Origin of the sequence: Vagococcus entomophilus, from assembly GCF_003987595.1 — a bacterium.
In the GTDB taxonomy this organism is placed as follows: Bacteria; Bacillota; Bacilli; order Lactobacillales; family Vagococcaceae; genus Vagococcus_E; species Vagococcus_E entomophilus.
Map to the genome: position 1 here is coordinate 214,467 of NZ_NGJZ01000001.1, position 25,831 is coordinate 240,297.

The following is a 25,831-nucleotide window of genomic DNA, read 5'->3' on the forward strand; positions in this document are numbered from 1 at the left end:
AAGAGCCTAGGGCATAACTTTTAAGTTGTGTCCTAGGCTTTTTTTAAACAAAATTTTTGACAAAAATAATCGTAAGTTGCTTTTCATTTTTTTGCTGTCTATAATAAGAGAGAAGCAGTTAAAATAGTAAAGCAATAAAAGAATTAAAATTAGAAATAGAGGGAAAAGAATGGGGAAAAAATTTACAGAAACACATCAAGTAGTTTATTATGAATGCGATACAACAGGGAAAATGCGCTTGCCAATGATGATTAATTGTGTGATTAAATCCTCTGAAGAACAAAGTGACGCATTAGGCAGAGACAAATCGTTTATTTCTAAATACGGTCTGACTTGGGTCATTACTCATTACGATATTCAAGTAAGCAGATTTCCAAAAAATGGAGAGCAAATCGCTATTACTACAGAAGCAGTCAGCTATAATAAGTATTTTTGCTATCGTAACTTTTGGATTCATGATAATGAGGGGAAAGAATGTGCCAAAATAGAATCAGTTTTTGTATTGATGGGAATTGATACTCGAAAATTGGCCAGTGTTCCAGAAGAAATTATTGCTCCTTTTGAGAGTGAAAAAATCATGAAAATTAAGCGTTCACCTAAAATAGTTGCCCCATCTGGCAGTCAATCATTAAATTACCGAGTTCGTTTTGCAGATATCGATGGAAATAGCCATGTCAATAATTCGCGTTATTTTGAATGGATGTTGGATGTTTTGGGCTACGATTTCTTGACGTCCCACAATTTGCAGCAAGTGAGCATCAAATTTGATAAAGAAGTGGAATATGGTAATGAGATTGAAAGTTATTGGGACCTGATTGAAGAAGAAGAAGTGGTTTCTAGGCATCAAATAAAAATTGGGAATCAGCTTTGCGCTGAAGCGTGTATGAAATGGACTAAGTGAATAAAAAACGCTATTATTTGAAAAAAGTTGCCATATCCCCCATAATGAAAGTAAGGAAAGAGATGAGGTGTTCATTTTTGATTGAATTTAAAGAGGTATCAAAAGTATTTAAGGGCGGAAAAAAGGCAGTAGCAGATGTTAATTTGACGTTTAATAAAGGAGAATTTATTTGTTTCATTGGGACAAGTGGGAGTGGGAAGACAACCACTATGAGAATGATCAATCGAATGATTGAACCATCAAGTGGAACGATTTTAATTGATGGGGAGGATATTCGCAAGAAAAATCCTGTTGAATTGCGTAGAAAAATCGGGTATGTCATTCAAAATATTGGCTTACTTCCTCATATGACGATTCGCGAAAATATTGTTCTTGTTCCCAAACTATTAAAATGGCCAGAAGAGAAAAGAAATGAAATAGCCAAAAAAATGATTCAACTTGTAGAGCTGCCTGAAGAGATGTTGGACCGCTATCCAGGGGAACTCTCCGGTGGACAACAGCAACGGATTGGAGTTGTTCGAGCGCTTGCTGCGGATCAAGATATCATTTTAATGGATGAACCCTTTGGAGCGCTTGACCCAATCACTAGAGAATCCTTACAGGATTTGGTTAAAGATTTACAAGAACGTCTGGGTAAGACTATTATTTTTGTGACGCATGATATGGATGAAGCACTTAAGCTGGCAAATCGTATTATGATTATGAGCGAAGGAAAAGTGATTCAATTTGATACGCCAGAAGCAATATTAAGATCACCTGCCAATAAGTTTGTCGAAGAATTGCTTGGAGAAGAACGTTTATTACAAACACGGGCAGATGTAACCACTGTTGCGCAAGTGATGACGAAAAATGTTGTGTCGATTACACCAGAAAAATCACTTTCAGAAGGAATTCGTCTAATGCGGGAAAAACGTGTAGATACGTTATTAGTTGTGGATGGGTCAGGTGTTTTAAAGGGATATGTTGACGTTGAAAATATTGATAAAAGTCGTAGAAAAGCCACGAGTATTGGCGATATTTTAAATCGGAATATATTTTATGTGCAACAAGATAAGTTGTTGCGAGATACGATGCAAAGAATATTAAAGCGTGGTGTCAAGTATGTACCTGTTGTAGATGAAAAACAACGACTTGTGGGGATTATAACACGAGCTTCACTAGTAGATATTGTTTATGATGTTATCTGGGGCGAAGAACAGTTAGAGGACTTATCTAGCGCGAGTGAAGAGATTTCAACGAAAGAACCTGCTGTTCGTCAGGGGGAAGTGTAATGAATACGTTTTTACTTGAGCACGGACAAGAGTTAATTGTCAAAACAGGAGAACACTTATGGATTTCTTTTGTGGCACTTGCCCTAGGTGTGTTAGTGGCTGTTCCAGCTGGAATTGCACTGACAAGGACTAAAAAATTAGCAGGTTTTACAATTGGCTTGGCCAGTTTGCTACAAACCGTTCCTTCTCTTGCTTTGCTTGCTTTGATGGTTCCTTTTTTTGGCGTTGGTAAAACAACTGCCATTGTAGCATTGTTTATATACTCACTGTTACCGATTTTAAGAAATACATATATTGGTGTAAATGAAGTAGATAGCAATCTAAAAGATGCAGCGAAAGGAATGGGGATGACGTCATTTCAGTCAATTTACTTGGTAGAAATTCCCAACTCTTTGCCGACTATTATGGCAGGAATTCGTCTTGGAGCAGTTTATGTGATTGCTTGGGCAACACTTGCGTCATACGTAGGTGCTGGTGGTTTGGGTGATTTGATTTTTGGCGGATTAAATTTGTACAAACCTGCACTCATAATTGGAGGAACGATTCCGGTTACGGTGCTTGCTTTACTTGCCGATTTTCTTTTTGGAAAATTAGAAGATAAGTTGACTCCTGCTTATAAGAGGGGGGAAGAGTAATGAAATTTAAAAAAGTACTGTTAGGCTTTTTCATGACGAGTTTGGTATTTCTTAGTTCTTGTTCACTGCCAGGTCTAACAACAAATAGCGGTAAAAACTCGATTTCAGTAGCCTCGCAGGCATCGACCGAAGCCCAAATTATGGCAGGAATGGTAAAAGGGATGGTTGAACACTATACAAATCTAAAGGTAAACACCGTCAACAATTTGGGTACAACAACTGTGGTACATCAAGCAATGATGAACAATGATGTGAGTATTTCAGCTGTTCGCTATACTGGAACAGATTTGACGGGCACATTGCAAGAAAAGCCAACAAAAGATCCGAAGAAAGCTTTAAAAGTTGTTCAAACTGAATTTCAAAAAAGATATCACCAAAAATGGTATCCTTCATATGGCTTTGCCAATACCTACGCTTTTATGGTGACAAAAGAAACAGCAGAAAAGTATCATTTAAAGACAATTAGTGATTTAAAAAAAGTTCCGAATCAATTGACAGCTGGTGTGGATACCTCATGGATGAATCGTGATGGAGATGGATACAAAGCTTTCATTGAAGAATACGGAGTCCAATTTAAAAAAGCCTATCCCATGCAGATTGGTCTTGTCTATGATGCCGTTCATGCCGGAAAAATGGATGTAGTATTAGGCTATTCTACAGATGGACGTATTGCCAGTTATGATTTAGTTATGCTGGAAGATGATTTGCATTTCTTTCCACCGTATGATGCAAGTCCTGTAGCGACGGATGCCATCTTAAAAGAGCATCCAGAATTAGAAAAAGTCTTAAGTAGACTTGAGGGAACAATTAATACTGAAACAATGCAAAAACTTAATTACCGTGCAGATAACGATTTGCTTGAACCAGAAGTTGTGGCAAAAGAGTTTCTTGCAGAACACAACTATTTTGAAGACAAAGGGGGCGAATAATTGTGCAAGGTATGAATCTTTTTCAACAGTTCATTTATTATTTCCAACAAAATGGGAGTTACGTATTTTCTCAATTTGTTCGCCATTTCTTGATTTCTTTTTATGGTGTGCTCTTTGCATCCATCATTGGTATTCCTTTGGGTATCATGATTGCCCGTAAGAAAAAGCTAGCAAAATGGATTATTGGGTTTGCGAATGTAATTCAAACCGTTCCCTCTTTGGCCATGCTTTCAATTTTAATGCTAGGATTGGGTCTTGGCGTAAATACAGTTATCGTTACAGTATTCCTTTATTCTTTATTACCCATTATTTCGAATACTTATACAGGAATGAGACAAGTAGATGATGTGATGTTAGATGTAGGAAAAGGAATGGGTATGACTAAATTTCAACGCTTATACATGATTGAATTGCCCTTATCTGTCTCGGTGATGATGGCAGGAATTAGGAATGCTTTAGTCATTGCAATTGGAATTGCCGCGATTGGCTCATTTGTGGGGGCTGGCGGGTTAGGTGATATCATTATAAGGGGAACCAACGCTACCAATGGGACAGCCATTATTTTAGTGGGTGCTTTGCCTACTGCACTGATGGCAGTTATGGTAGATTGGCTTTTAGGTATAGTGGAGAGAAAACTAGATCCAGCATCAAAAAAATAAAAAATTTTTAAGATACACACTTGGAATAAACTCGTTGAGTTGGTTTCAAGTATGTATTTTTTTTATCTTTGGTTAAATTTTTTTAAATAAATTGCTTTTTTTGATGGTCTGAGGTAATTTAAAATGAGAAACAAGTCTGTCATAAATGAAGGAGCGGGTGTTATGAAAGAATTTGAAAAGTCTACAAAATTAGAAGGCGTCAGTTATGATGTACGAGGTCCTGTTTTAGAAGAAGCGGATCGTATGTCGGAAGAAGGAATCAATATTTTAAAATTAAACACAGGAAATCCAGCGACATTTGGATTTGATGCCCCTAATGAAATCATCCGTGATTTAATTATGAATGTTCGCAATTCAGAAGGATATTCCGATTCAAGAGGAATTTTTTCAGCACGTAAGGCGATTCAACAATATTGTCAATTAAAGAACTTTCCGAATGTTGAAATAAAAGATATCTTTACTGGAAATGGTGTGAGTGAACTGATTACGTTAAGTATGCAAGGGTTACTTGACAACGGGGATGAAGTACTTGTGCCAATGCCTGATTACCCATTATGGACCGCGTCTGTTTCACTTGCTGGTGGTACGCCGGTACATTACATTTGTGATGAGCAAGCAGAGTGGTATCCAGATATTGAAGACATGCGCAAAAAAATTACGCCACGTACAAAAGCGCTTGTGATTATCAATCCGAATAACCCAACTGGTGCGTTGTACCCAGAAGAAGTTTTGAAAGATATTGTACGACTTGCACGTGAACACAACTTGATTGTTTATTCAGATGAAATATATGACCGTTTAGTTATGGATGGACTAACTCACATTCCAATTGCAACACTTGCGCCTGATTTGTTAGTCGTAACGTTTGGTGGACTATCAAAATCACATCGAGTTGCTGGATTTAGGTGTGGCTGGATGATTTTAAGCGGAGAAAAAAAACATGCAAAAGGTTATATAGAAGGCCTAAATATGTTAGCTTCTATGAGATTGTGCTCCAATGTTTTATCACAACAAATTATTCAGACCGCGTTGGGAGGGGTTCAAAGTGTAGATCAGCTATTATTACCAGGGGGACGAATTTATGAGCAGCGCGAATATGTTTATCAAGCGTTAAATTCAATTCCCGGGATTAGTGCAGTGAAACCCAAAGCAGCCTTTTATATCTTTCCTAAAATTGACAGCCAGCGCTTCAACATAAAAGATGATGAACAGTTCGTTTTAGATTTTTTACACGAACATCACATTTTACTAGTACATGGTGGAGGTTTTAATTGGAAAGAACCCGATCATTTCAGGTTGGTTTATTTACCAAAATTGGATGACTTAAAGATGACAATGGAAAAAATGGCTAAATTTTTAAGTACGTATAAGCAAAAATAAGGAAAAAGCCGAAGACATGGTTGGAACAAAAGGGGTTAATTCCGAAAAATAGATAAGCGTTTGGGGAGTTCGGCTGATTTGCTTTTTTTCCACCATTATTTGGGCACTAAAAGTCTAGGAGATAACTTTTATGTTAGGTCCTAGACTTTTCTTAGTTTTTATGCAGGTCAATGGTTGCAGTTAGACCTAAACTTCCAGCGGGTGCTTCTTGATAAAAAGTGATATGTGTTTTGTCAATTTTAGTAATGTAATAGTTGACACCTTGATCCGTTTGAAATAGGCTCTTGTCTTTTTCTTTACGTTTAAACTTTGCTACGATTTTGGTTTTATTCCAACCAGAAATATGTAGGGCTTGACCCTGATTTTTTATCGTAACTGTTGTCTTGTTATCATTGGAATGCCAAGCACCATTCAACCAAGAAAAGGAGTTCTTTTGAGCGGAACAAGCGCTTAAAAATAGCAGACATGAAACGAAGATACCTAAGCAAATTTTTTTATTCATACGACACCTCCTGACTATTCTATTTTATCATTAGTTAAATTAAAAAAAATGAGAATTAAATAAATAATAGGTAAAATAAACAAAGTACCCAAAGCAAAACAAGAAAGAATAACGCTAATAAAGAAAGAGTACGGAAAATGCTAGAATAGAAGCTTGCACGAAATAGTCAGAAAAATCAAAAAAATATTAGGAATTTCTTAAGAATGGTAAATCTCATTGATTTTTAATGATAAATAAGGTCTAATAAATCTAAAGCTTAATAAAGCTTTTTCACAGTATTACCCCTAACCCTATCCAAATTTGGATAGGGTTCTCTTTTATATAAAGTTCGTGATACTCATGATTTTTAAGGACTTAAAAAAGTGTTTATTGTGATTTTTTATTGAATACCCTATAATGAACTTAATAGCGTATAAAATATAAATAAAGTATAGAGAGTAAAAACGAAGGAGGTCTTGTAGTCAGGTGGATTATCAAATGGAAAAAGCGTTGGGCAAATGTTTTCGGTCAAAATCTGATGACTCTTTTGGCTTTATTCGTGTATTTGGAATTCCATATACATACAAAGTAACAGAGGGAATTGCACATAAAAATACTATGCTAGAAATTATAGGCTATACGAATCGAGATTTACTTGTTCGAGTAAATCCAGAACTAACGGAAAGCGATGTGAATTGTATTGATAGGTAGTATTATTTTTTTAGTAATTGTTCTTGTCTTCATTTTAGTGATTATTTCCAAAATGGTTATTGTTGTTCAACAAGGTGAGGTGAAAGTGGTTGAAAGTTTTGGGAAATATGTAAAAACATTAGAACCTGGTTTACACTTTTTAGTTCCGATTCTATATAATGTCCGTAGCAGAGTTTCATTAAAACAAACGCCACTTGAAATTCAACCTCAAAGTGTCATTACAAAAGATAACGTTATTGTTGAAATTGATGAAGCAATCAAATATCACGTGACAGACGTTCGTGCTTTTGTATATGACAATGAGGATTCAGTAACATCAATGATTCAAGATTGCCAGTCTAATTTGCGTGGAATTATTGGGAAAATGGATCTTAATGAAGTGCTTAATGGAACAGAAGAGATTAATGTTGCATTATTTCAAAGCGTGAAGGATATTACAGCGGGATATGGTCTTTCAATTGACCGCATTAATATTGGAGAAATTAAAGTTTCTGCTGAAATTATCAACTCAATGAATAAATTAATCACTGCAAGCAGAGACAAGCAATCTTCCATTACGATTTCTGAAGGAAGAAAGCAGTCTGTTATTTTGGAGTCCGAAGCTAAAGCCTCTGAGATGGAAATTGATGCCGAAGCCAGAGCTAAACAAACCAAGGTAGATGCTGAAGCTAGAGCCGAAAGAACTAGGATTGATGCCGAGGCTGAGGCTGAGAAAATCAGAGTGATTACAGAAGCTGAGAAAAAACGGATTATGGAACTTAATCAAGCGATTAAAGAAAGCAACTTAGATGATGCAGCAATTGCTTATCTTGGCATTGAAGCGTTCCAAAAGATTGTTGAAAGTGATACGAATACCGTCATATTACCAAGTAACATGACGGAATTAGGCAATATTCCAATTGCAAAGGAATTATGGAAAACAACTAAAAAATAAAGAACGAGGCTGAAATGTATGAAAATTACAAATCAGTCTTTTTTTTGGGGGAAATTTTATCGTTCATTTAAGCAATAGATAATAATACAAAATTTACGATTAAAAGTCTAATATATAAATAAAATTTTAAAAGAATAATTTTGTACTTAAAAAGATGCTTTTTAAAACGGATGAAAATAAATAAAAAAAATATCAATAAAAAAGTTGATTAATTAAGGCTACATAGGGTAGAATAAATGAGAAGTCAATTTCGTTAAAAGAACGTTAAAAGATATACAGGAGAAAGAAATGCAAGAAAATATGAATGTAAAAGATATTTTAATTATTTTTAAAAAATGGTGGAATATTATATTGAGTTCTGTTTTTATTTCAATAGGAATTAGTGCCGTTTTCACCTTTTTTATTTTAACACCCAAGTTTAGTTCGTCGACTCAGTTGATTGTAACATTGCCAAATACGGCACAGAACAGCATCAATTTGAATGATGTGAATGCAAATTTAATGATGATTAATACATACAAAGATTTCATTCAAAAAGGCAATATTGTAACCGAAAAAGCGCAAAAAGAACTAGAAAAATCAATAGGGTTTTCTGGTACTTCTGAGGATTTAAAGAAAATGATTCATGTAAGTCAGGAGCAAAATTCACAAATGTTTACTATAACCGCCACAGCAACAAAAAGTTCGGATGCGGCACAGATTGCCAATACAATGGCGGTTGTTTTTCAAAATCAAGTGAAAGAGGTATTGACAAATGTTGACAAAGTGAGTGTTGTTTCGAATGCCCAAGTAATGAAAGATCCTATTTTTCCTAATAAAAAATTGATGTTAGCAGTTGGATTTTTGGTAGGTTTATTATTGGGGCTGACAATCGCTATCATACTGGAGATGTTGGATCATACAGTTAAAAGCAGTGAGTATATTGAAGAAACGTTTGGTTTAACTACATTAGGTACTGTGCCACAAATGGCAGCTAAAGAGCTTCAAGCACAATCTGTCACAAGTAATAGTGGCAGATCAGAAATGAGTCAATTAAACAAAGTCAATAGTGCAGAACAAGAGCAAGTAAAAAGTAGAAACAGAACCAGAGTATAGTGAGGGATTTTGATATATGTTTAATAGGAATAGAAAAGTAAAAGAAAATAATCGAGCAGTTAGTTTGATAACATTGATAGATAAAACTTCGCCCATATCGGAACAATATCGAAGTATCCGGACAAATATTCAATTTTCTATGGTAAATAACGAGTTGCAAACACTAGTCATTACCTCTTCTGGGCCAGGAGAAGGCAAGTCAACGACTTCTGCTAATTTAGCAGTTGTATTTGCTAGCTCTGGTTTTAAGGTGCTCCTAGTAGATGCTGATTTGAGAAAGCCGACAGTGGATAAAACTTTTGTTCTGCCCAATTATTCAGGATTAAGTACGCTCTTGGGAAATCGGGCTACGATTGAGCAGGCGATACAGTTGTCTAGCATAGCCAATTTAGATATTTTAACAAGTGGTCCAAAGCCGGCAAACCCATCTGAAATTTTGAATTCTAATCGAATGAATGGAATAATAGCTGAAATGAAAGAAAAATATGATCTCATTCTTTTCGATATGCCTCCAGTTGTTACAGTCACTGATGCTCAAATCATGGCAGCGAAAGCCGATGGAACTATTTTGGTTGTTCGAGAGAATGTTACGGATAAAGCATTATTGAAAAAAGCTAAAAACTTATTAGAGATTGTGAAGGCAGATTTCTTAGGAGTTGTCTATAATGGAGCATCTAGAAGTAAAGATAAAGGATATTATTATTATGGTGGAGAAAATTAAAAGGAAGGGAGTATTGTATGATTGATTTACATTGTCATATTTTGTATGGAGTAGATGATGGAGCGCAAACGGAACAAGAGGCTGTTGATATGGCAAGAGCTGCAGTAGCAAGTGGTATTACCCATATTTTATGTACACCACACCACAATAATGGGAAATACAATAATGCAAAACATACAGTGATTTCCAGAGTAGCCAAGTTTCAGCGCCTATTAGATGATCAAAAGATTCCACTAATTTTATATGAAGGTCAGGAAGTAAGAATTACAGGAGAACTATTGACGGAAATTAAGCAAGATAATATTTTGTTTGTGGATATAAAAAATAAGTACCTATTAATTGAGTTTCCAACGATTGATGTTCCTAAATATACCGCACAAATTTTTTCCAGTTTACTTACTCAAGGGATAACACCAGTTATTGTTCATCCAGAACGAAATGCTATTTTCCAATCAAACCCAAAATACCTCACTCATTTTCTTGACATGGGTGCTTTATCCCAACTAACTGCTCCGAGTTATACAGGTTTTTTTGGAAAAAAAGTTCAAAAAATATCCCAATTAATGGTGAAACATAACTTGGTACATATGGTGGCTAGCGATGCGCACGGAGTAACGAAACGCCCTTTCTTTTTAAAAGAAGCATATGAAAAGATTGAGCAAGACTTTGGAAGTGAAAAAGTTCAAAAATTTAAACAAACTGCTAAAGATATGGTCAATGGAGATATATGTAAGGTTTTGCCCTATACAGAACCGTATAAAACCATATTTGGTAATTTTAAATAGAAACTGGAATAATAACTATGGGAGGTCTAGGCTAGTGGGAAAAATAAAAGAGTCATATTCTGGGAATATAGAGATCTGTAAAGCAACTAGTGTATCGGAAAATTTTCTTGGTAAGCGCCTGTTTGATATTTTCATTGCATCTTTCGGAGTCATTACTTTTTTTTGTGTATTTGTGCTCTTTTTTCCGATATATATGCTCGGTGAAAATAAAGGACATCCATTATATAAACAAAAAAGAATAGGAAAAGATGGGAAATATTTTTATATTTATAAATTTCGCTCTATGATAAAACATGCAGACGAAAAACTGAAAAACAATCCTGAACTATATCAAAAGTATATTGATAATAACTATAAGTTGGAACCAAGCGAAGATCCAAGAATCACAAATTTTGGTAAATTTATTAGAAGAACGAGTTTGGATGAAATTCCCCAGTTTATCAACGTCCTAAGAGGTGAAATGAGCATTGTTGGTCCAAGACCTATTGTGGAAGAAGAATTGAAAGAATATGGTGAACTAAAGGAAACTTTTCTACAGATGAAGCCAGGAATTACTGGAGTATGGCAAGTAAATGGACGAAGTAATGTTGGTTATCCGGAAAGATGCGAGTTGGAGCTGTCATATCTTTCTAAAAGAGGCTTGATCTTTGATAGTTGGGTTGTTTTAGTAACGATTTATCATGTTTTTCAAAAAAGAGGGGCTTTTTGATGGATAAGAAACTAGAAGGTTACATTTTTGTTGTCACACACAAAGACTACCCAATGCCTATTGAAAAAATATATATGCCAATAACAGTTGGTAAAAATAAACAAAAACTAACTTTCAATAAATTTTATACGGATGATGCATTAGAAAATAGGAGCATTGCCAAAAAAAATGACTCTTATTGTGAACTTACCGCCTTATACGCGATGTGGCAAGATAGTAATTTTTCAAAGCTTGACTATATGGGGCTGGTACATTATCGAAGGTACTTCACGGAAGGAAAGGTGCGCAAAAAAAACAAATTTGAGCATATTTTATCAGAGAAACGAGTCCTAAAATTGTTCAAGCAATATGATGTTATTTTACCGAAAATAAGGCACTATTTTATAGAAACTAATTATAGTCACTATGCTCATGCACATAATGTTAAAGATTTAGATACAACACGGTCAGTAATTGAAGAGCTACATCCAGAGTATCTAGCGGATTTTGATCAAGTCATGAAAAAAACAAGTGGGCATAGGTTTAATCTGATGATTATGAAAAAAGAAAAGTTGGATGCTTACTGCCAATGGCTATTTTCTATTCTATTTGAAGTAGAAAATCGTATTGACTGTGAGGGATATGATCCTTATCAAACTAGAGTGTTTGGCTTTTTGAGTGAAAGACTCTTAGATGTTTGGATTCAATATCAACAAGTTTCTTATTATGAACAAAATTACTCGTTTATGGAAAAAGAAAATTGGGTGTTAAAAGGGAAAAATTTTTTGATGAGAAAAATAAAAAGAAAAAGCTTGGTGAAATATGACTAAAATGGGAAAATTAAGCATCATTATACCTTGTTATAATGTGTCAAGTACAATTGAAAAATGTTTGAGCAGCTTATTGTTGCTTAACAAACAAGATTTAGAGTTGATCTGTATCGATGATGGGTCAAAAGACGATACATTAGACATTTTAAAAAAATACGAAAAACTAGATAATAGAATAATAGTTCTTTGCCAAGAAAATGCGGGACAAGCTGTGGCTCGAAATCAAGGGTTAAACGTTGCAACTGGGAAATTCATAACATTTGTTGACAGTGATGATTATATTGATCATCACTTGTATAATGCGATGCTAAAAAATATTAATCAATCTCCAGATTTTGATATGTTAATTTTTGGTTATGAAATTTTGTCAAAAGATGGGCAATCGTTAGAAGTGAGAGTGGATAAAAAACTAGGAGACTGTCAAGATTTTGTTATGAAATTTTTAGAAGACGAAGGAGATTTTATAGGAGGGTACAGCTGGAATAAAATGTTTAAAAAAGCAATACTAGCAGAAAATTGTTTTTTTGATATGAAATTTGAAGATATTCCGTTTGTATTCAACCAAATAATGAGCAGTAATAAAATTACTTACTATCCGGTTCCAATTTACAAATATATTCAGCATCCAAATTCAACCGTAAGAACATTCAATCGGAAAAATTTATTAGATAGGATAAAAGCCTTAGTTATGGTGAATGAGGTAGTAAAGTCTAATAAAAAATATGACGCTCTTTTAATTAAGTATAATTTACTTTATCTTTTAAAAGCATATCGTCTAAATCAGCTCTGTCTTGGAGATCAAGAAGTTGACAAGGAAATTAATGATAGAATGCCTAGAAAACAAGTGTTAACAAATCCACTAATAACTACAAGGTTAAAAATAAAATATTTGTTATATAAGTTCAACTTATTGAAATATGCTATAAGAGTGAACAATAGAGTGAAAGAATGATAAAACTGAGTATAATTATTCCAATGTACAATGCAGAATGTTGGATTTCCAATATGATAAATGACATCTACAATCAAACTTATTTACCCAAATTTGAAATTGTTATCGTGGATGATGGATCGACAGATGACAGTAAAAAATTGGTTTTTGAACTAATGAAAGAGAAAAAAGAGATTATTTATATTTGGCAAAAAAATCAAAAACAAGCTGTTGCGCGCAATAAGGGACTAAGTGTTGCTAAAGGAGAGAAAATCTTATTTCTTGATTCAGATGATAGAATGGCGAAAACGATGTTTGAAAAGTTATTCGCTACAAATAAATCACTGATTATAACAGGCATCTCTAAAATTAATGAAGCGGGGAAGGTTCTTCAAATTGAGACTTGCTCGAACCTAAAAAAAGCTAACAATCAAAAAAATTTAATAGCAACTTATCTTACGAAAAATAAAGAAATGGATGTGGGATTATGGAACAAATTATTTGAAAAAAAAATAATTGATTGCCATAATCTAACCTTTGAACTAGACAATTATTTTGAAGATTCTTTATTTGTTTTAAGCTATTTACTGCATATTGAAGTGACAGATATCTATTTTATAGAAGAACCTCTCTATTTTTTAGTTAAAAGAAGTGGGAGCACTACTCATACACATGAAATTAATTTAAAAGAAATTTGTGATCGATATTTTGAATTAATAGAAAGTAAGCTAGAAAGACTTGGAGTTCTGGAAGAAAAAGAGCTGACGGAGATTCTTTTTTCACTGAAAATAAGGCTTGTTATTTTTTATTTGAATCGAAGTATTGTAAACTGTGATGTTGATAACGCACATTTGGGTATAAGAGAGCAAATCCGTGCAATCAAGATACGCCAAGTATTTTTTTCATCTATTCCCATAAAATACAAATTAGGTTTTCTCTTAATGAAAGGTTTTCCGAAAAGATATGCAGTTATTTATAAAAAGAAAAAAGGTGTGTAAGTTGATTAATGAAACAATAGATTTTGTTGTTACTTGGGTTGATGGATTGGATAAAGAATGGCAAAACAAAAGGAAACAATATTTACCAGAAAATGAGCAGATGAATTCAGAGATACGCTTTCGGGACTATGACACCTTAAAATTTTGGTTTAGGCTAGTTGAGAAACATGCTCCTTGGGTTAATAAAGTGTATCTCATAACCGATAATCAAGTTCCAAAATGGCTGGATACGAGTCAGAAACAGATCATTTGTGTAGACCATCAAGATTATATCCCCAAAAAGTACTTGCCTACCTTTAATTCAAATGTTATAGAACTAAATTTAGATAAAATAGACACTCTATCAGAAAAATTTGTACTTTTTAATGATGACGTGTTCCTTAATAAATCAGTAGTGCCAGAAGATTTTTTCTTAAATGGTGTGCCTAAAGACTTTGGTATATTGAGTCCAATAGTACCAGAAGAAAAGGCAATTTCTCATATTGAGGTTAATAATATAGAAATAATTAATAAATATTTTGATAAGAAACGAGTGTTGAAAGCAAATCTCAATAAGTTTTTTACAATTAAATACGGGAAAAATTTAATTCGAACCCTATCATTATTGCCCTATCCTAAGTTCAATGGTTTTTTTGCTCCACATGTGTGTCAACCACACTTAAAATCTAATTTTACTGACTTATGGAAAAAGGAATTTTCAAGATGTGATTTAACTTCTAGAAACAGATTTAGAACAGAAAGAGACATAAATCATTGGTTGATTCGATATTTTAATTTATGCACAGGGAATTTTGTTCCTCAAAGCAGGAATTTTGGTAGCTATTTTGAATTGGACGACATTGAAGGAATAAAAAAAGAATTACTATTAGAAAAGTCAAAATTAATTTGTATCAATGATAGTGAAAAAATTACTGCTTTCGATGAGAAAAAACAAGAATTGCATGACATTCTTGTTGAAAAAGTATCTCAAAAATCGCATTTTGAGATTTAAAAACAGTTTATTACTACTGGAAGAATGGAGAAGCAAATGAAAAAAAGGTTTAAGGTAGGTGAACTTTGTTATTATTGCTGTTTTTATATGTACATGAGCACTTTTTATATTTGTAGCATGAGCAATTTTAGTTCATTTCCTATAAGTCAATTGATATATAAGCTGATTGCAATACTCGTTATGATTCCGTTATTAATATTACCTTTTTGTCACAAACAAAAATTAAAAGCAATCATTATGAAAATAATAATAATTGGGATTGTTTCATATTCAACCTATGTAAATTCTAGCTGGTTTTTACTAGTAACCATTTTGTTTATCCTATCTTCTGTACAAGTAGACTTTAAGAGGATGATAAAGCTAGATTTAATAATTAAAGCGCTATGTCTTATCATAATTGGTGGAGCTGCTTTTTTGGGACTAATCGAAAGTAGTTATACTCAGAGATTTGGAAATTTGATAAATAATTCGTTAGGCTTTAGACACACCAATATATTAGGATTGTTTATTATGATGTTTTTTTTTGAAATTTTCTATTTTTACGGAAGAAGGCTTAGTTACATTCAGCTAATCAGCTGTTATCTCTTTATTTATTTTTTCTCGGGTTCTAGAAGTGTATTGGTTTCGATGGTAGTCTTTTGTTTTTTCTATTCCGTTCTTGTTATTAGAGAGAAAAGAAAATGGAGGCCAAGAAAATATTACAGTTTATTTTTGATTTGCTCTCTTTTGAGTATGATAGCTGTGAAGTATTATCATCCTAACAATATTTTTTTTCGGTTAGATATATTTCTTTCAAAAAGGATTTATTTATCCAGTTTAGCCTACAATTACTATGGATTTAGCATTATTGGGCAAGATACAAAATATTTGCTAACTAGCTTAAATAATTTATACGGATTTCAATCAATTTATATTGATAATGCCTATGTATCAACCTTGATAAATAACGGGATTTTGATTTTAGCTGGGTATTTTGTGCTCTATAAAAAGAGTATTCAAAAAGCTATAAAAAATGACGATATAAAGATGTTATGTATTATGATGTCGCTACTTATCTATGGATTAATGGAAAATAAAATTTTTGATATCGGAACAAACGTATTTTTAGTTTATCTAATGACAAAAACAAAGAAAAAAGGTGTGCTATATGAATGATTATTTGATTGTAGGATCAGGATTATTTGGTGCAGTTTTCGCATACGAAGCGGCCAAAAAACATAAAAAAGTGAAGGTCATTGAAAAAAGGAAGCATATCGGGGGCAATATCTATACAGAATCTATAGCGGGGATACAAGTTCATCGGTATGGAGCGCATATATTTCATACAGACAATCAAGAGATTTGGGACTATGTTAATCAATTTGCTGAGTTTAATCGTTATACAAATAGCCCAATTGCTAATTTTCATGGTGAAATTTATAATTTACCTTTTAATATGAATACGTTCAATCAGCTTTGGGGAGTAGTGACACCACAGACAGCACGAAAAAAGATAGCCGAACAGCGCTCTATTTTAAAAGGGAAAAGTCCTAAAAATTTAGAAGAGCAAGCTATTGCGCTTGTTGGCACCGATATTTATCTAAAGTTAATAAAAGAATATACAGAAAAACAGTGGGGAATCCCTGCAAATGAGTTGCCTTCTTTTATCATTCGACGCCTACCTGTTCGTTATACGTATGATAATAATTATTTTAAAGATCGTTATCAAGGAATTCCAATCGGAGGATATACTCAAATTATCGAAAAAATGCTATCTCATGAGAATATTCAAGTCGATACCAATGTAGATTTCTTTGAGAAAAAAGAACACTACCATGAGGAATCTAAAAAGATTATTTATACGGGAATGATTGATCAATATTTTGATTATCAGTATGGAGCATTGGAATATCGTAGTTTAATCTTTGAAACCGAACAGATGAAAAATGTAGAAAACTATCAAGGGAATGCTGTCGTGAACTACACAGATAAAGAAACCCCTTTTACTAGAATTATTGAGCATAAACACTTTGAATTTGGCACTCAAAAGGATACGGTCATTACCAAAGAATATCCCAAAGCCTGGAAAAGAGGAGATGAGCCCTATTATCCAGTGAACAATAGTGAAAATAATCATCTTTATAAGAAATATAAAAAGCTAGCTGACCAGCAAGAACAAGTTATTTTTGGTGGAAGATTGGGGCAGTATACTTATTATGATATGCATCAAGTAATCCACGCCGCTTTAAAGCTGGTTCAAGAAGAATTAGGTGGGAGGAGATAGCAAAGAAATGGAGATAAGCTATGATTAAAAATTTTTTTTACAATCTGAGTTATCAAGTGATGCTTGTTTTAATGCCCTTATTATCAGTGCCTTATATTTCTAGGGTTTTAGGAGTTGGGGGAGTAGGCGTATACTCTTATACATTTGCAATTATGCAAAATTTTATGTTGTTAGCGAATTTAGGAATAAATAGCTATGGAACAAGACAAATTGCATATACTAAAGAAAATTTGAAAGAGAAAAGTGAGAATTTTTGGAGCATCGTTTACTTAACTCTTTTTAGCACACTATTTTCTGTAGTAGCAATGATTGCTTTTGCAAATTTTGCTTTACCTAGATACAAGTACTACTTGTACATTCAGATTGTATATTTGATATCTAGTGCATTTGATATTTCTTGGTTTTATATTGGAATAGAGAATTTTAAGAAATCTGTATTTAAGAATTCTGTGGTTAAAATTTTGGGTTTTGTTTCTATTTTTATTTTTGTCAAAAACAAAAATGATTTAGGCAAGTATATCTGGGTACTCTCACTTAGTCAGCTAATCGGGCAAATTATTTTATGGGTAGATATAAAAAAAGAAATTGTCTTTACAAAAATTAATAAAAAAATGATAGCAACTGTTTTTATAGGGGCAATGACAATGTTTATTCCACAGCTAGCTATTAAAATCTATGTGGTCATAAACAAAGTGATACTTGGTTTTTTAACTAATACCACTGAAGTAGGCTATTTTGATAGCTCGGATAAAGTGATTAAAATTATCACTGCCCTGATTTCGACAATTGGATTGGTGATGCTGCCCAGAATATCTTCACTCTATACCCAAAATAAGTTACGTTTGATTGATCAGTATTTAAACGTAACACTAGATATTGCAACGTATATGTCTATTCCAATTATGGTTGGGATTATCACGTGTGCACCATGGTTTGTCCCTTGGTTTTTTGGTGAAGGGTTCAACCCCGTTGTTTTAATTTTGCAAATAATCGCTCCTGTAATTTTATTTATAGCATGGGGAACGATTTTAGGTAACCAAATACTATTGCCAATGAATCAAATAAAAAAATATACAATGGCAGTAATTGCAGGAGCGGGGCTTAATCTCCTTTCTAATTTCTTATTCATTCCTCTTTTTAAAGCAAACGGAGCAGCAGTTTCAACAGTGTTATCAGAAATGATTGTGGCAAGTATTATGCTTTATCACGCTAAAAATAGTATTAGAAAAACAGAACTAATCAAGCACGTATCTTTATATGGTTTTATGGCATTTGTAATGGGAGCAATTACTATTGTGGTAGGTTTTACCCTGAAAGTTCCTTCTCCGAAGACAACGGTTGTTCAAGCGACTTTGGGGATGAGTGTCTATTTTTTTCTATCCATTATTTTTAAAGTCCCAGTAATAAATTTGATCAAAGAAAAAGTATACAAAAAAAAGTAAAGTAGGGAGGAATTTGGAAAAATAGCACTCAACGGATAAATAAAAAGAGCAAAAATTTTTGGATTTTTTGATGGTCAATCAGTAGTAATTAGTGTAGGGGGATAATTGGTTTGCGCTAGCTACACTCCCTACAATTTACTAATAGGCAAGAAGCGCAAGTGTGACTACAAAGAAGTGATGAAAGTTTGATACAGATGTACACGAGGTCTACATAGGAAATGCTACTTTTAATAAAAAGTATGAGTGATAGCAAGTTTCTCATGGCGATAAGGGCAAGAAAAATGTTGAAAGAAAGTCCCATAGTCGCAAAAAAGTGCACATATTAATTGATATAAATCCAAAGTAAACGTAGATAATAACCGCTTCGAATAAATAGGGAGCATATTTGACAAAGGCAGCTTAGTTTTTATAGTAGCTTGCAAAAGTTGGTTTGAGCAAATAAATCTATGATAAGGGAGTTCTAAGCGTGAGTAAAAAAAATTTAGTGCTTTTATTTTCTATTATTTTTGCCCTTTTAACGACCAGTATAGGGTGGATAGGTTTTAACCAAAAAGTTAAAAAAAATGAGGTTGTGGATACTCATAGAAGTCTAGACTTCAATAAGAAACTAGAACAATTGTTTACCTCAAGGAAGCATCTTTTTTTAGCAGAAAATGTAAAAAAAGAAAGTATTCGTACGCTACAAAAGGAAATGAAGCATACGTCGGATTTAAATCAAAAAAAATTGGTAGTGACTGCTGCCAAAAAGCTGAACTTACAAAATCGCTTAAATCAACTATTTGATGTTCCTATAGTGGTGGGTGAAAAGTTAAACAGCCAAGCAAAAATAAAAAATAATGTAAATGAGAATAACGTTGCCCAACTTAAAAACGAGCTGTTAAATAGCGAAAGTCAAGATGAATGGAACAAGCTCTTGCTTAAAGCGTTGGACGTGGCTTTTAGCCAAGTCACGAAAAAAAAACCTGACACAGCTACAATTGAAGTAGCACAATCGGCGGTTGCTGCTATCGTTCAAAATGACTCGGTTGTTCAAGGATTTACGATGGATGAATATTTAAAAGCAAAAAATGCAGTTGCGCTACTTTCTGATGGAGAAGAGAAAAAAAGTTTGCAAGAAAAAATAAAAATAGTTCAAAAAGCAATGGATAGTATGGGTGTTAGTTACGAAAAATAATTCTGTAGGACAGAAACTATTTATCAAAAATGGCGAAATGTAATAGAATACAAATAAGTCTTTTTTGAAAAAGGCTTATTTGTGTTATACTAACTACATAATTTTATTTGCATATTTATTATAAAAATTTACGTAAGCAAGAGAGGAAGCGCAAAAGAATGACTTTTTACACCTACCAGTATTTTCAAAATCAAGCACAAAGTAATGTGTATTTAAAATATGGTATTATTTTAATTTTATTGTTGGCATTATTTTTTGTGGTCATGAAAAATTTTCGTAATCGCGTGAAAACTAAGTACCGTGATTTAACTTTTATATTATTGCTAAGTATTATATTGTTGGCAGGTATTCAATTAAATGATTATAAGTTGGGGCGTGTCAATAAAGACAATAATTCCAAGATGCTAGTATTTATCGATTCGGCCAGTAAAAATTTGGAAGTCAACAAAAAAAATATCGCAATTAATTCAACGAATTTAACGGATCAGATGGTTATAAAAATTGGAGAGCGTTACTATCAAGTCAATTTTAATACGGATTATTCTTCATATAATTTAGAAGAAGCCTATATCATCAATGATCAAATCAATACGAAAAATTAATGGGGGAAAAATAACATGGGCTCTTATACAGATGTGGCGATAAAATTAGCTTTAGGAATTCTTTGTTTAATCATTCAAATTAATTTGATGGGAAAGGGAAATTTAGCTCCTACTTCCGCGATGGACCAAGTTCAAAATTATGTTCTAGGGGGAATTATTGGCGGCGTGATTTACAACGAAAGTATCACAGTTTTTCAATTTTTCTTAGTATTGGTGATTTGGACATTACTGGTTTTGGTTTTGAAATATCTAAAAGATCACAACCGTTATATCAAAGAATTTATTGATGGTAAACCAATTGTTTTGGTTCAAAATGGCCAGATCTTAGTGAATGAATGTATGCAAATAGGGATATCAGCCAATGATTTGATGTTCAAACTACGTTCTGCTGGGGTGTATGAAATTAAAAAAGTAAAAAAAGCCATTCAAGAACAAAATGGTCAAATATCTGTCATTCAGTACGGAGAAGAATCAATTAAATTTCCTATTATTACAAATGGCCAAATGAGTGAAGATGTGCTAGATGCTGTTGGTAAGGACGAAGATTGGCTTCAAGAGCAATTGAATGAACAAAATGTTGAACTCAGCTCCGTCTATGTGGGCGAATACGTCAATGGAAAAATTATCGTTTACTTATATGAAGAGGACTAAATAGAAGCAAGATCAGGAATAAATAGTCAGTCAAAAAAGGTTGAGCCAAAAATGTATCGCATTTTTGGTTCAACCTTTTTTTACATGATTTTTCGAATCCAAAGAGCAATCGCAATCCACAGTGAAAAGAAAATACTGATTAAAAGAGCAATCCCCCAGCCTAATGGTTCATGAGTAAAAGGGAGCGGGACATTCATACCAAAAAATCCTGTAACAATTGTTGGAACAGTTAAAATTAATGTCCAAACTGTCAAAAATTTCATGTTATTGTTAAGATTATTATTCAACAAATTATTGTATGTTCCAGAAAGTTTTTCTAATATTTCTGAAGCAATATGTGTCATTTCAACTGCTTGTTTGGTTTCTACAATCACGTCATCTAAACGTTCTTTTTCTTCTTCTGGAAGATTTCTAGCTACAGTTAGAAGTTTTAATTGCTCTAAAAGAACTGTGTTGCCCTTAGTTGCAGATAAAAAGTAGACGAGACCTAGCTCTAAATCAGAAAGCTTTAGCAAATTGGTATTCGTCGTTTTTTCGCGGAGCATTTTTGTTAGTTGGATTCGTTGACGATTGACTTCTTCAATTAACGGGAAATATTCATCAGAGAGTTTGAATAAAATATCAAATAATAAGCCGTATACGGTTGTATTTTTTTCGTCATTTACGACAGTCTTAATGAGCTGGCTAAGATACTGGGTATGGTTAGAATAAAATGAAATAATGGATGTTTTATCTACGATAAATGTAATCGGTTCGGTTTCGTAATGTTCGTTGATTTGTCTTTGGACCACTGCATTATAGATAATAATAAGCTTGTGTTCGGCAGCATCATACTCAACACGTGCACGTTCATTTTTATCGATTGAATAACTAATCATTTCACTGTTTAATTTGTATTGTTGCTTCAAAGTATGGATTTCACTAGAATCTGGGTCGCATACTTCAATCCAGTTAAGGGTATCTTTGCTTGTTTTTTTTATCAATGAAGCTCCTCCTTGTATAACGTTTTTGCATCAGATTAGTGGATTAAAATCATTCACAATTCAACTGAAAATAAAAAAGCTTCATGTTAGGAAGCTAAAAAAAGTTGGTGGATTGGAAATTATAGTATATAATATGTTCAAGGAATTTTTCTTAGCTAGTTTTAAAAGAGGCGATGAAAAACTGTCTTTGATTGCTAAAAAACTGCTATTATGCATCCTAAGGGAATCGAACCCCTATCTCAAGAACCGGAATCTTACGTGATATCCATTACACTAAGGATGCAGATACGAGTACTAGTGTATCGAATTTTAGCCAAAATATCAAGGAGAAATTCTTTTTGTTTATTTTAATAAAGTGAGGAATGAACATGCGCTTTGAACAAACGTTTCAAGCTAAGCAGCTTCAAAAGCAAGAGCAAAAATTTGTACTTACTCAGCAACTACAGCAGTCTATTCAAATTCTCCAATATAATCATGAAGAGTTGTATTCTTTTTTAGAGACAAAATCTCTAGAAAATCCCTTATTAGATGTCGTGGTGAGTGCAGACTATGTTGGGGAAAGTTTTACTCCAAATTATTCCTCTTCGGAAGATAAAAGCAATTATATTAATCATTTTTCACAACAAGAGCCTTCATTATTTGAGCATCTTATCAGTCAAATTCACCTTAATTATAGAGAGACTTACTTGCGGTCTTTAATATTATTTTTGACAGAGTATATAGATGTAAACGGCTACTTAAAAATTTCTTTAGAAGAGGCGATGGAAAAGACAGGAGCAACCTATCTAGAATTACTGGATGCATTGACGCTTTTGCAACAATTAGATCCAGCAGGTGTAGGAGCGAGAAATTTACAAGAATGTTTATTGCTCCAGATTGAGCGTGATGATACTGCGCCGAATTTGGCGTATATCATACTTGAAGAAGAATTTGAAAACTTTGCACAAAAAAAATGGGCGGTTATTTCCAAAAAATACGAGATATCATTAGGCGGAGTTCAAACTATTTTTGACTTTGTTCAAACTCTAACGCCTTTTCCCGGAGTAATATACGGGACACCACAGTATGATACCTATATTTATCCAGATATTTTGATTACTATTTCAGATCAAACTATTTTGGTTCAATCTACCAAAAAAGGTGCCCCTTCTATTTCATTTCAACAGACATATTTTGATAAAATGAAGCAAGTAGAAGATCAAGAAGTGCAAAAGTATATGGACGAAAAAAAGGCGGAATTTGATTGGATTCAAAAAAGTTTAGTGCAAAGAGGGGATACCATTTTACGGGTAGCCAAAGAGATTGTTAAAAGACAAGGTCCCTTCTTTTTAGAAGAAAGCCGCCCTCTTTTTCCACTAACACTAAAGCAAATCGCTAGTACGCTACAGCTACATGAATCGAGTGTCAGTCGTGCTGTGAATGGAAAGTACATGCAAACGCCTTTTGGAATTTTTGAACTGCGTTCATTTTTTCAAAGTGGATTAGTCAATCAAAAAACAGAAGAATTTGTTTCTTCGGATACGGTTAAGAAAAAAATTCAAGTACTGATTCAAAATGAGAACAAAGCAAAACCACTGTCTGATCAAAAATTGGTTGACTTATTAAATGCTGAGTCAATCCAAGTTTCGCGTAGAACGATTGCAAAATACCGTGAAGCGTTGGGCATTGCGGGTTCTACAAAAAGAAAAAGGTACGATACTAAAGAATAAGAAAGCGTAGGTAGGAAAATGAATACATTACTAAAAGGGAAAAAAATTGTGTTAATGGGCGTTGTAAATAAGGCAAGTATTGCTTGGGGCTGTGCACTTGCGTTACAAAACTGTGGGGCAACGATTGTCTATACCTATCAAAATGATCGTGTGAAAAAACAATTAGACAAATTAATCACTGAAGAAGACATTACGGTTCAGTGTGATGTATCAAGTGATGCAGAAATCGAACAAGCTTTTAATGAGATTCACGAAAAAGTTGGCAACATTGATGGGGTTGTTCACTCTATTGCATTTGCTAGAAAAGAAGAATTAGAAGGGGAACTAACAGAAGCTTCTCGTGAAGGATACGGGATTGCGCAAGATGTCAGTGCTTTTTCATTCATTGCAGTATGTCGTGAGGCACGTAAAATCATGAATGAAGGTGGGAGCATTAGTACTATGACCTACGTAGGTTCTTCCAGAGCTGTCAATAACTACAATGTTATGGGGCTAGCAAAAGCTTCTCTTGAATCTGCTGTTCGTTACTTAGCTGTAGACCTTGCCAAACAAGATATTCGTGTGAACGCAGTCTCAGCTGGTGCAATCAAAACGTTAGCCTCTTCAGGTATTAAAGGATTTAGAAATCTTTTGGATGAAGCGATTGAACGCACCCCTTCAGGAAAGCAAGTGACAACAGAGGAAGTTGGAAAAGCTGTTGCTTTCTTGATGAGTGATCTTTCAACAGGACTTACTGGTGATGTGATTTATGTAGACAAAGGAACGCATTTATCTTAATCACATGCTTTCAAAAGACTAGATAAAAGAAGTGTTCGATAGGAAACTTTCGAACACTTCTTTTTTTGGATAGAAATCAGTTGAAAAAAAAATAGAAAGCTGTTAGAATGTTTTTGTAAGGTTGATGACAAAAAATAGTTTTGAAATAGACGAATTTATTGTTTTCAATTATTTTTTTGAAGTCTATGGGTCGCTTTAAGTCTTCGTTGGACGTATTTCGTCCAATAAAAGGAGTAATATCATGCAGAAGGAACTAGAAATGATTCGCGTACTTGCGCCAGATGTCATGATGACATTACAAAGTAGATTCTTAATTTTAAGAAACATCTACTGGATGTCTCCTGTTGGAAGAAGAACGCTCGCAACTAAGATGAACGTTACAGAACGTGTTTTAAGGACTGAAACGGACTTTTTGAAAAACTTACAGTTGATTGAAACTTCTAAGAGCGGCATGACTTTGACACCAAAAGGAAAAGAAGTTTTTGACCAATTAGAAGAGGTAATGGAAGAATTGATGGGAACACAGCTAAAGGAAAAAAAATTAGCTGAGTATTTCAACGTTGAACGATGTATTGTCGTTGCAGGTGATAGTGACCAAGAAAGCAAAGTGCTAGAAAATTTTGGTACAGAGCTTACAAAAGCACTCCTTGAAGTATTGCCACAGGGAGAAAATATTGTGGCGGTCATGGGAGGAACGACAATGGCCTCGGTTGCCGAACATTTATCAAATCTTGAGAAACCGAATAGACACAATATCTTTGTGCCTGCTCGAGGCGGGATTGGTGAGTCGGTCAGCATTCAATCAAATTCTATCAGTGCCATGATGGCGATGAAGTCGGGTGGATCGTACAGGGCGTTATATGTACCAGAGCAGGTTAGCTCAGAAACATATAAGTCTTTACTACAAGAGCCATCTGTGCAACAGGTCCTTGACTTAATCCAAGAAGCCAACTGTGTGATTCACAGTATTGGACGAGCTTTACATATGGCTGCAAGAAGAGGGATGACGCCCGAACAGCTTGCAATGCTCAAACAACGAAAAGCCGTTGCCGAATCTTTCGGTTACTTTTTTGATGAAAACGGCGAAGTTGTCTACAAAATCCCAAGAATTGGGTTGCAGTTGGAAGATTTAAAGCATATCGCTTGCATTTTTGCGATTGCTGGTGGAAAATCTAAAGCGAAGGCAATTCATTCTTACATGAAAAATGCCCCAACTCAGACGTGGTTAATCACAGATGAAGGAGCAACAGACCAGATTTTAAAAGGGGTAACCCTTTAAAATAAATAAAT

27 protein-coding genes and 1 tRNA gene are annotated in these 25,831 nt (G+C 33.9%); 25 read left to right on the plus strand and 3 right to left on the minus strand.

What is annotated here, in order from left to right:
• Positions 1 to 169: 169 nt before the first annotated feature.
• The 6 genes from CBF30_RS00980 (at position 170) to CBF30_RS01005 (ending at position 5,775) form a co-directional block, all read left to right on the plus strand.
• Positions 170 to 901 (plus strand): acyl-ACP thioesterase domain-containing protein, encoded by a 732-nt coding sequence (locus tag CBF30_RS00980; RefSeq protein ID WP_126821859.1) that lies wholly within the window; start codon positions 170 to 172, stop codon positions 899 to 901.
• Between the two features lie 62 nt (positions 902 to 963).
• A complete protein-coding gene (locus CBF30_RS00985; RefSeq protein ID WP_126821861.1) occupies positions 964 to 2,172 on the plus strand; it encodes a betaine/proline/choline family ABC transporter ATP-binding protein in 1,209 nt (402 codons plus the stop codon).
• The gene (locus CBF30_RS00990; protein WP_126821863.1) at positions 2,172 to 2,807 is read left to right on the plus strand and encodes an ABC transporter permease; all 636 of its coding nucleotides are present in this window, start codon (positions 2,172 to 2,174) and stop codon (positions 2,805 to 2,807) included. The genes CBF30_RS00985 and CBF30_RS00990 overlap by 1 nt, the downstream gene beginning before the upstream one ends.
• Positions 2,807 to 3,736 (plus strand): osmoprotectant ABC transporter substrate-binding protein, encoded by a 930-nt coding sequence (locus CBF30_RS00995; protein ID WP_126821865.1) that lies wholly within the window; start codon positions 2,807 to 2,809, stop codon positions 3,734 to 3,736. Before CBF30_RS00990 ends, CBF30_RS00995 begins: the two co-directional genes overlap by 1 nt.
• Before the next feature lie 2 nt (positions 3,737 to 3,738).
• Positions 3,739 to 4,395: an ABC transporter permease gene (locus CBF30_RS01000; RefSeq protein ID WP_126821867.1), complete on the plus strand. Its 657-nt coding sequence runs from the start codon at positions 3,739 to 3,741 to the stop codon at positions 4,393 to 4,395.
• A gap of 162 nt (positions 4,396 to 4,557) precedes the next feature.
• The gene (locus CBF30_RS01005; protein ID WP_126821869.1) at positions 4,558 to 5,775 is read left to right on the plus strand and encodes a pyridoxal phosphate-dependent aminotransferase; all 1,218 of its coding nucleotides are present in this window, start codon (positions 4,558 to 4,560) and stop codon (positions 5,773 to 5,775) included.
• A 151-nt stretch (positions 5,776 to 5,926) separates the two neighbouring features.
• Here the strand turns inward: CBF30_RS01005 and CBF30_RS01010 are convergent, their stop codons facing one another.
• The gene (locus CBF30_RS01010) at positions 5,927 to 6,277 is read right to left on the minus strand and encodes a hypothetical protein (RefSeq protein WP_126821872.1); all 351 of its coding nucleotides are present in this window, start codon (positions 6,275 to 6,277) and stop codon (positions 5,927 to 5,929) included.
• Between the two features lie 477 nt (positions 6,278 to 6,754).
• Between CBF30_RS01010 and CBF30_RS01015 the strand changes: the two genes are divergently transcribed.
• The 16 genes from CBF30_RS01015 to CBF30_RS01090 all read left to right on the plus strand — a co-directional run bounded on the left by CBF30_RS01015 (position 6,755) and on the right by CBF30_RS01090 (position 21,072).
• Entirely contained in the window at positions 6,755 to 6,967 is a 213-nt protein-coding gene (locus CBF30_RS01015) for a hypothetical protein (RefSeq protein ID WP_126823714.1), read from the plus strand.
• 52 nt (positions 6,968 to 7,019) lie between these two features.
• Positions 7,020 to 7,901 carry an SPFH domain-containing protein gene (locus CBF30_RS01020; RefSeq protein ID WP_245974984.1) on the plus strand — a complete coding sequence of 294 codons (882 nt, stop codon included), beginning with the start codon at positions 7,020 to 7,022 and terminating at the stop codon, positions 7,899 to 7,901.
• A 288-nt stretch (positions 7,902 to 8,189) separates the two neighbouring features.
• Positions 8,190 to 8,996: a YveK family protein gene (locus CBF30_RS01025; RefSeq protein WP_126821876.1), complete on the plus strand. Its 807-nt coding sequence runs from the start codon at positions 8,190 to 8,192 to the stop codon at positions 8,994 to 8,996.
• A gap of 16 nt (positions 8,997 to 9,012) precedes the next feature.
• Positions 9,013 to 9,717, plus strand: coding sequence for a CpsD/CapB family tyrosine-protein kinase (locus tag CBF30_RS01030; RefSeq protein ID WP_126821877.1), 705 nt, complete (start codon positions 9,013 to 9,015; stop codon positions 9,715 to 9,717).
• Between the two features lie 17 nt (positions 9,718 to 9,734).
• The gene (locus CBF30_RS01035) at positions 9,735 to 10,502 is read left to right on the plus strand and encodes a tyrosine-protein phosphatase (protein WP_126821879.1); all 768 of its coding nucleotides are present in this window, start codon (positions 9,735 to 9,737) and stop codon (positions 10,500 to 10,502) included.
• Positions 10,503 to 10,536: 34 nt separating this feature from the next.
• Positions 10,537 to 11,211: a sugar transferase gene (locus CBF30_RS01040; RefSeq protein ID WP_245974985.1), complete on the plus strand. Its 675-nt coding sequence runs from the start codon at positions 10,537 to 10,539 to the stop codon at positions 11,209 to 11,211.
• Positions 11,211 to 12,020, plus strand: coding sequence for a DUF4422 domain-containing protein (locus CBF30_RS01045; RefSeq protein ID WP_126821884.1), 810 nt, complete (start codon positions 11,211 to 11,213; stop codon positions 12,018 to 12,020). The genes CBF30_RS01040 and CBF30_RS01045 overlap by 1 nt, the downstream gene beginning before the upstream one ends.
• 1 nt (position 12,021) lies before the next feature.
• Positions 12,022 to 12,972, plus strand: a complete 951-nt coding sequence (locus CBF30_RS01050; protein WP_170168900.1) for a glycosyltransferase family 2 protein — start codon at positions 12,022 to 12,024, stop codon at positions 12,970 to 12,972.
• A complete protein-coding gene (locus tag CBF30_RS01055; protein WP_126821888.1) occupies positions 12,969 to 13,949 on the plus strand; it encodes a glycosyltransferase family 2 protein in 981 nt (326 codons plus the stop codon). The genes CBF30_RS01050 and CBF30_RS01055 overlap by 4 nt, the downstream gene beginning before the upstream one ends.
• A gap of 1 nt (position 13,950) precedes the next feature.
• Positions 13,951 to 14,940 (plus strand): stealth family protein, encoded by a 990-nt coding sequence (locus CBF30_RS01060; protein WP_170168901.1) that lies wholly within the window; start codon positions 13,951 to 13,953, stop codon positions 14,938 to 14,940.
• 36 nt (positions 14,941 to 14,976) lie between these two features.
• The gene (locus CBF30_RS01065) at positions 14,977 to 16,095 is read left to right on the plus strand and encodes a hypothetical protein (protein ID WP_126821892.1); all 1,119 of its coding nucleotides are present in this window, start codon (positions 14,977 to 14,979) and stop codon (positions 16,093 to 16,095) included.
• Entirely contained in the window at positions 16,088 to 17,203 is a 1,116-nt protein-coding gene (gene glf, locus CBF30_RS01070; RefSeq protein WP_126821894.1) for a UDP-galactopyranose mutase, read from the plus strand. Before CBF30_RS01065 ends, glf begins: the two co-directional genes overlap by 8 nt.
• Positions 17,204 to 17,223: 20 nt before the next feature.
• A complete protein-coding gene (locus CBF30_RS01075) occupies positions 17,224 to 18,645 on the plus strand; it encodes a flippase (RefSeq protein ID WP_126821896.1) in 1,422 nt (473 codons plus the stop codon).
• 466 nt (positions 18,646 to 19,111) lie between these two features.
• A complete protein-coding gene (locus tag CBF30_RS01080) occupies positions 19,112 to 19,819 on the plus strand; it encodes a cell division site-positioning protein MapZ family protein (protein WP_126821898.1) in 708 nt (235 codons plus the stop codon).
• 158 nt (positions 19,820 to 19,977) lie between these two features.
• Positions 19,978 to 20,421 (plus strand): DUF3290 family protein, encoded by a 444-nt coding sequence (locus CBF30_RS01085; RefSeq protein ID WP_126821900.1) that lies wholly within the window; start codon positions 19,978 to 19,980, stop codon positions 20,419 to 20,421.
• Between the two features lie 15 nt (positions 20,422 to 20,436).
• Entirely contained in the window at positions 20,437 to 21,072 is a 636-nt protein-coding gene (locus CBF30_RS01090) for a DUF421 domain-containing protein (RefSeq protein WP_126821902.1), read from the plus strand.
• Positions 21,073 to 21,152: 80 nt separating this feature from the next.
• On the opposite strand, the gene CBF30_RS01095 is transcribed toward CBF30_RS01090, so the two are convergent.
• Together CBF30_RS01095 and CBF30_RS01100 are read right to left on the minus strand one after the other, a co-directional pair.
• Positions 21,153 to 22,055, minus strand: coding sequence for a magnesium transporter CorA family protein (locus tag CBF30_RS01095; protein ID WP_126821904.1), 903 nt, complete (start codon positions 22,053 to 22,055; stop codon positions 21,153 to 21,155).
• 211 nt (positions 22,056 to 22,266) lie between these two features.
• Positions 22,267 to 22,338, minus strand: a tRNA-Arg gene (locus CBF30_RS01100).
• An 85-nt stretch (positions 22,339 to 22,423) separates the two neighbouring features.
• Here CBF30_RS01100 and rpoN point away from each other — a divergent pair.
• The 3 genes from rpoN to CBF30_RS01115 all read left to right on the plus strand — a co-directional run bounded on the left by rpoN (position 22,424) and on the right by CBF30_RS01115 (position 25,820).
• The gene (gene rpoN / locus CBF30_RS01105) at positions 22,424 to 23,764 is read left to right on the plus strand and encodes an RNA polymerase factor sigma-54 (protein ID WP_126821906.1); all 1,341 of its coding nucleotides are present in this window, start codon (positions 22,424 to 22,426) and stop codon (positions 23,762 to 23,764) included.
• Positions 23,765 to 23,782: 18 nt separating this feature from the next.
• Entirely contained in the window at positions 23,783 to 24,541 is a 759-nt protein-coding gene (gene fabI, locus CBF30_RS01110; protein ID WP_126821908.1) for an enoyl-ACP reductase FabI, read from the plus strand.
• Between the two features lie 241 nt (positions 24,542 to 24,782).
• Positions 24,783 to 25,820 carry a sugar-binding transcriptional regulator gene (locus CBF30_RS01115; protein ID WP_126821910.1) on the plus strand — a complete coding sequence of 346 codons (1,038 nt, stop codon included), beginning with the start codon at positions 24,783 to 24,785 and terminating at the stop codon, positions 25,818 to 25,820.
• The last annotated feature ends 11 nt before the right edge of the window (positions 25,821 to 25,831 follow it).

What these genes read in the sequence shown, in the direction of transcription:
- CBF30_RS00980 (WP_126821859.1), top strand. Translation starts at nt 170, where the DNA reads ATGGGGAAAAAATTTACAGAAACACATCAAGTAGTTTATTATGAATGC.
- CBF30_RS00985 (WP_126821861.1), top strand. Translation starts at nt 964, where the DNA reads ATGAGGTGTTCATTTTTGATTGAATTTAAAGAGGTATCAAAAGTATTT.
- CBF30_RS00990 (WP_126821863.1), top strand. Translation starts at nt 2,172, where the DNA reads ATGAATACGTTTTTACTTGAGCACGGACAAGAGTTAATTGTCAAAACA.
- CBF30_RS00995 (WP_126821865.1), top strand. Translation starts at nt 2,807, where the DNA reads ATGAAATTTAAAAAAGTACTGTTAGGCTTTTTCATGACGAGTTTGGTA.
- CBF30_RS01005 (WP_126821869.1), top strand. Translation starts at nt 4,558, where the DNA reads ATGAAAGAATTTGAAAAGTCTACAAAATTAGAAGGCGTCAGTTATGAT.
- CBF30_RS01010 (WP_126821872.1), bottom strand. Translation starts at nt 6,277, where the DNA reads ATGAATAAAAAAATTTGCTTAGGTATCTTCGTTTCATGTCTGCTATTT.
- CBF30_RS01015 (WP_126823714.1), top strand. Translation starts at nt 6,755, where the DNA reads ATGGAAAAAGCGTTGGGCAAATGTTTTCGGTCAAAATCTGATGACTCT.
- CBF30_RS01020 (WP_245974984.1), top strand. Translation starts at nt 7,020, where the DNA reads ATGGTTATTGTTGTTCAACAAGGTGAGGTGAAAGTGGTTGAAAGTTTT.
- CBF30_RS01025 (WP_126821876.1), top strand. Translation starts at nt 8,190, where the DNA reads ATGCAAGAAAATATGAATGTAAAAGATATTTTAATTATTTTTAAAAAA.
- CBF30_RS01030 (WP_126821877.1), top strand. Translation starts at nt 9,013, where the DNA reads ATGTTTAATAGGAATAGAAAAGTAAAAGAAAATAATCGAGCAGTTAGT.
- CBF30_RS01035 (WP_126821879.1), top strand. Translation starts at nt 9,735, where the DNA reads ATGATTGATTTACATTGTCATATTTTGTATGGAGTAGATGATGGAGCG.
- CBF30_RS01045 (WP_126821884.1), top strand. Translation starts at nt 11,211, where the DNA reads ATGGATAAGAAACTAGAAGGTTACATTTTTGTTGTCACACACAAAGAC.
- CBF30_RS01050 (WP_170168900.1), top strand. Translation starts at nt 12,022, where the DNA reads ATGGGAAAATTAAGCATCATTATACCTTGTTATAATGTGTCAAGTACA.
- CBF30_RS01055 (WP_126821888.1), top strand. Translation starts at nt 12,969, where the DNA reads ATGATAAAACTGAGTATAATTATTCCAATGTACAATGCAGAATGTTGG.
- CBF30_RS01065 (WP_126821892.1), top strand. Translation starts at nt 14,977, where the DNA reads ATGAAAAAAAGGTTTAAGGTAGGTGAACTTTGTTATTATTGCTGTTTT.
- glf (WP_126821894.1), top strand. Translation starts at nt 16,088, where the DNA reads ATGAATGATTATTTGATTGTAGGATCAGGATTATTTGGTGCAGTTTTC.
- CBF30_RS01075 (WP_126821896.1), top strand. Translation starts at nt 17,224, where the DNA reads ATGATTAAAAATTTTTTTTACAATCTGAGTTATCAAGTGATGCTTGTT.
- CBF30_RS01085 (WP_126821900.1), top strand. Translation starts at nt 19,978, where the DNA reads ATGACTTTTTACACCTACCAGTATTTTCAAAATCAAGCACAAAGTAAT.
- CBF30_RS01090 (WP_126821902.1), top strand. Translation starts at nt 20,437, where the DNA reads ATGGGCTCTTATACAGATGTGGCGATAAAATTAGCTTTAGGAATTCTT.
- rpoN (WP_126821906.1), top strand. Translation starts at nt 22,424, where the DNA reads ATGCGCTTTGAACAAACGTTTCAAGCTAAGCAGCTTCAAAAGCAAGAG.
- fabI (WP_126821908.1), top strand. Translation starts at nt 23,783, where the DNA reads ATGAATACATTACTAAAAGGGAAAAAAATTGTGTTAATGGGCGTTGTA.
- CBF30_RS01115 (WP_126821910.1), top strand. Translation starts at nt 24,783, where the DNA reads ATGCAGAAGGAACTAGAAATGATTCGCGTACTTGCGCCAGATGTCATG.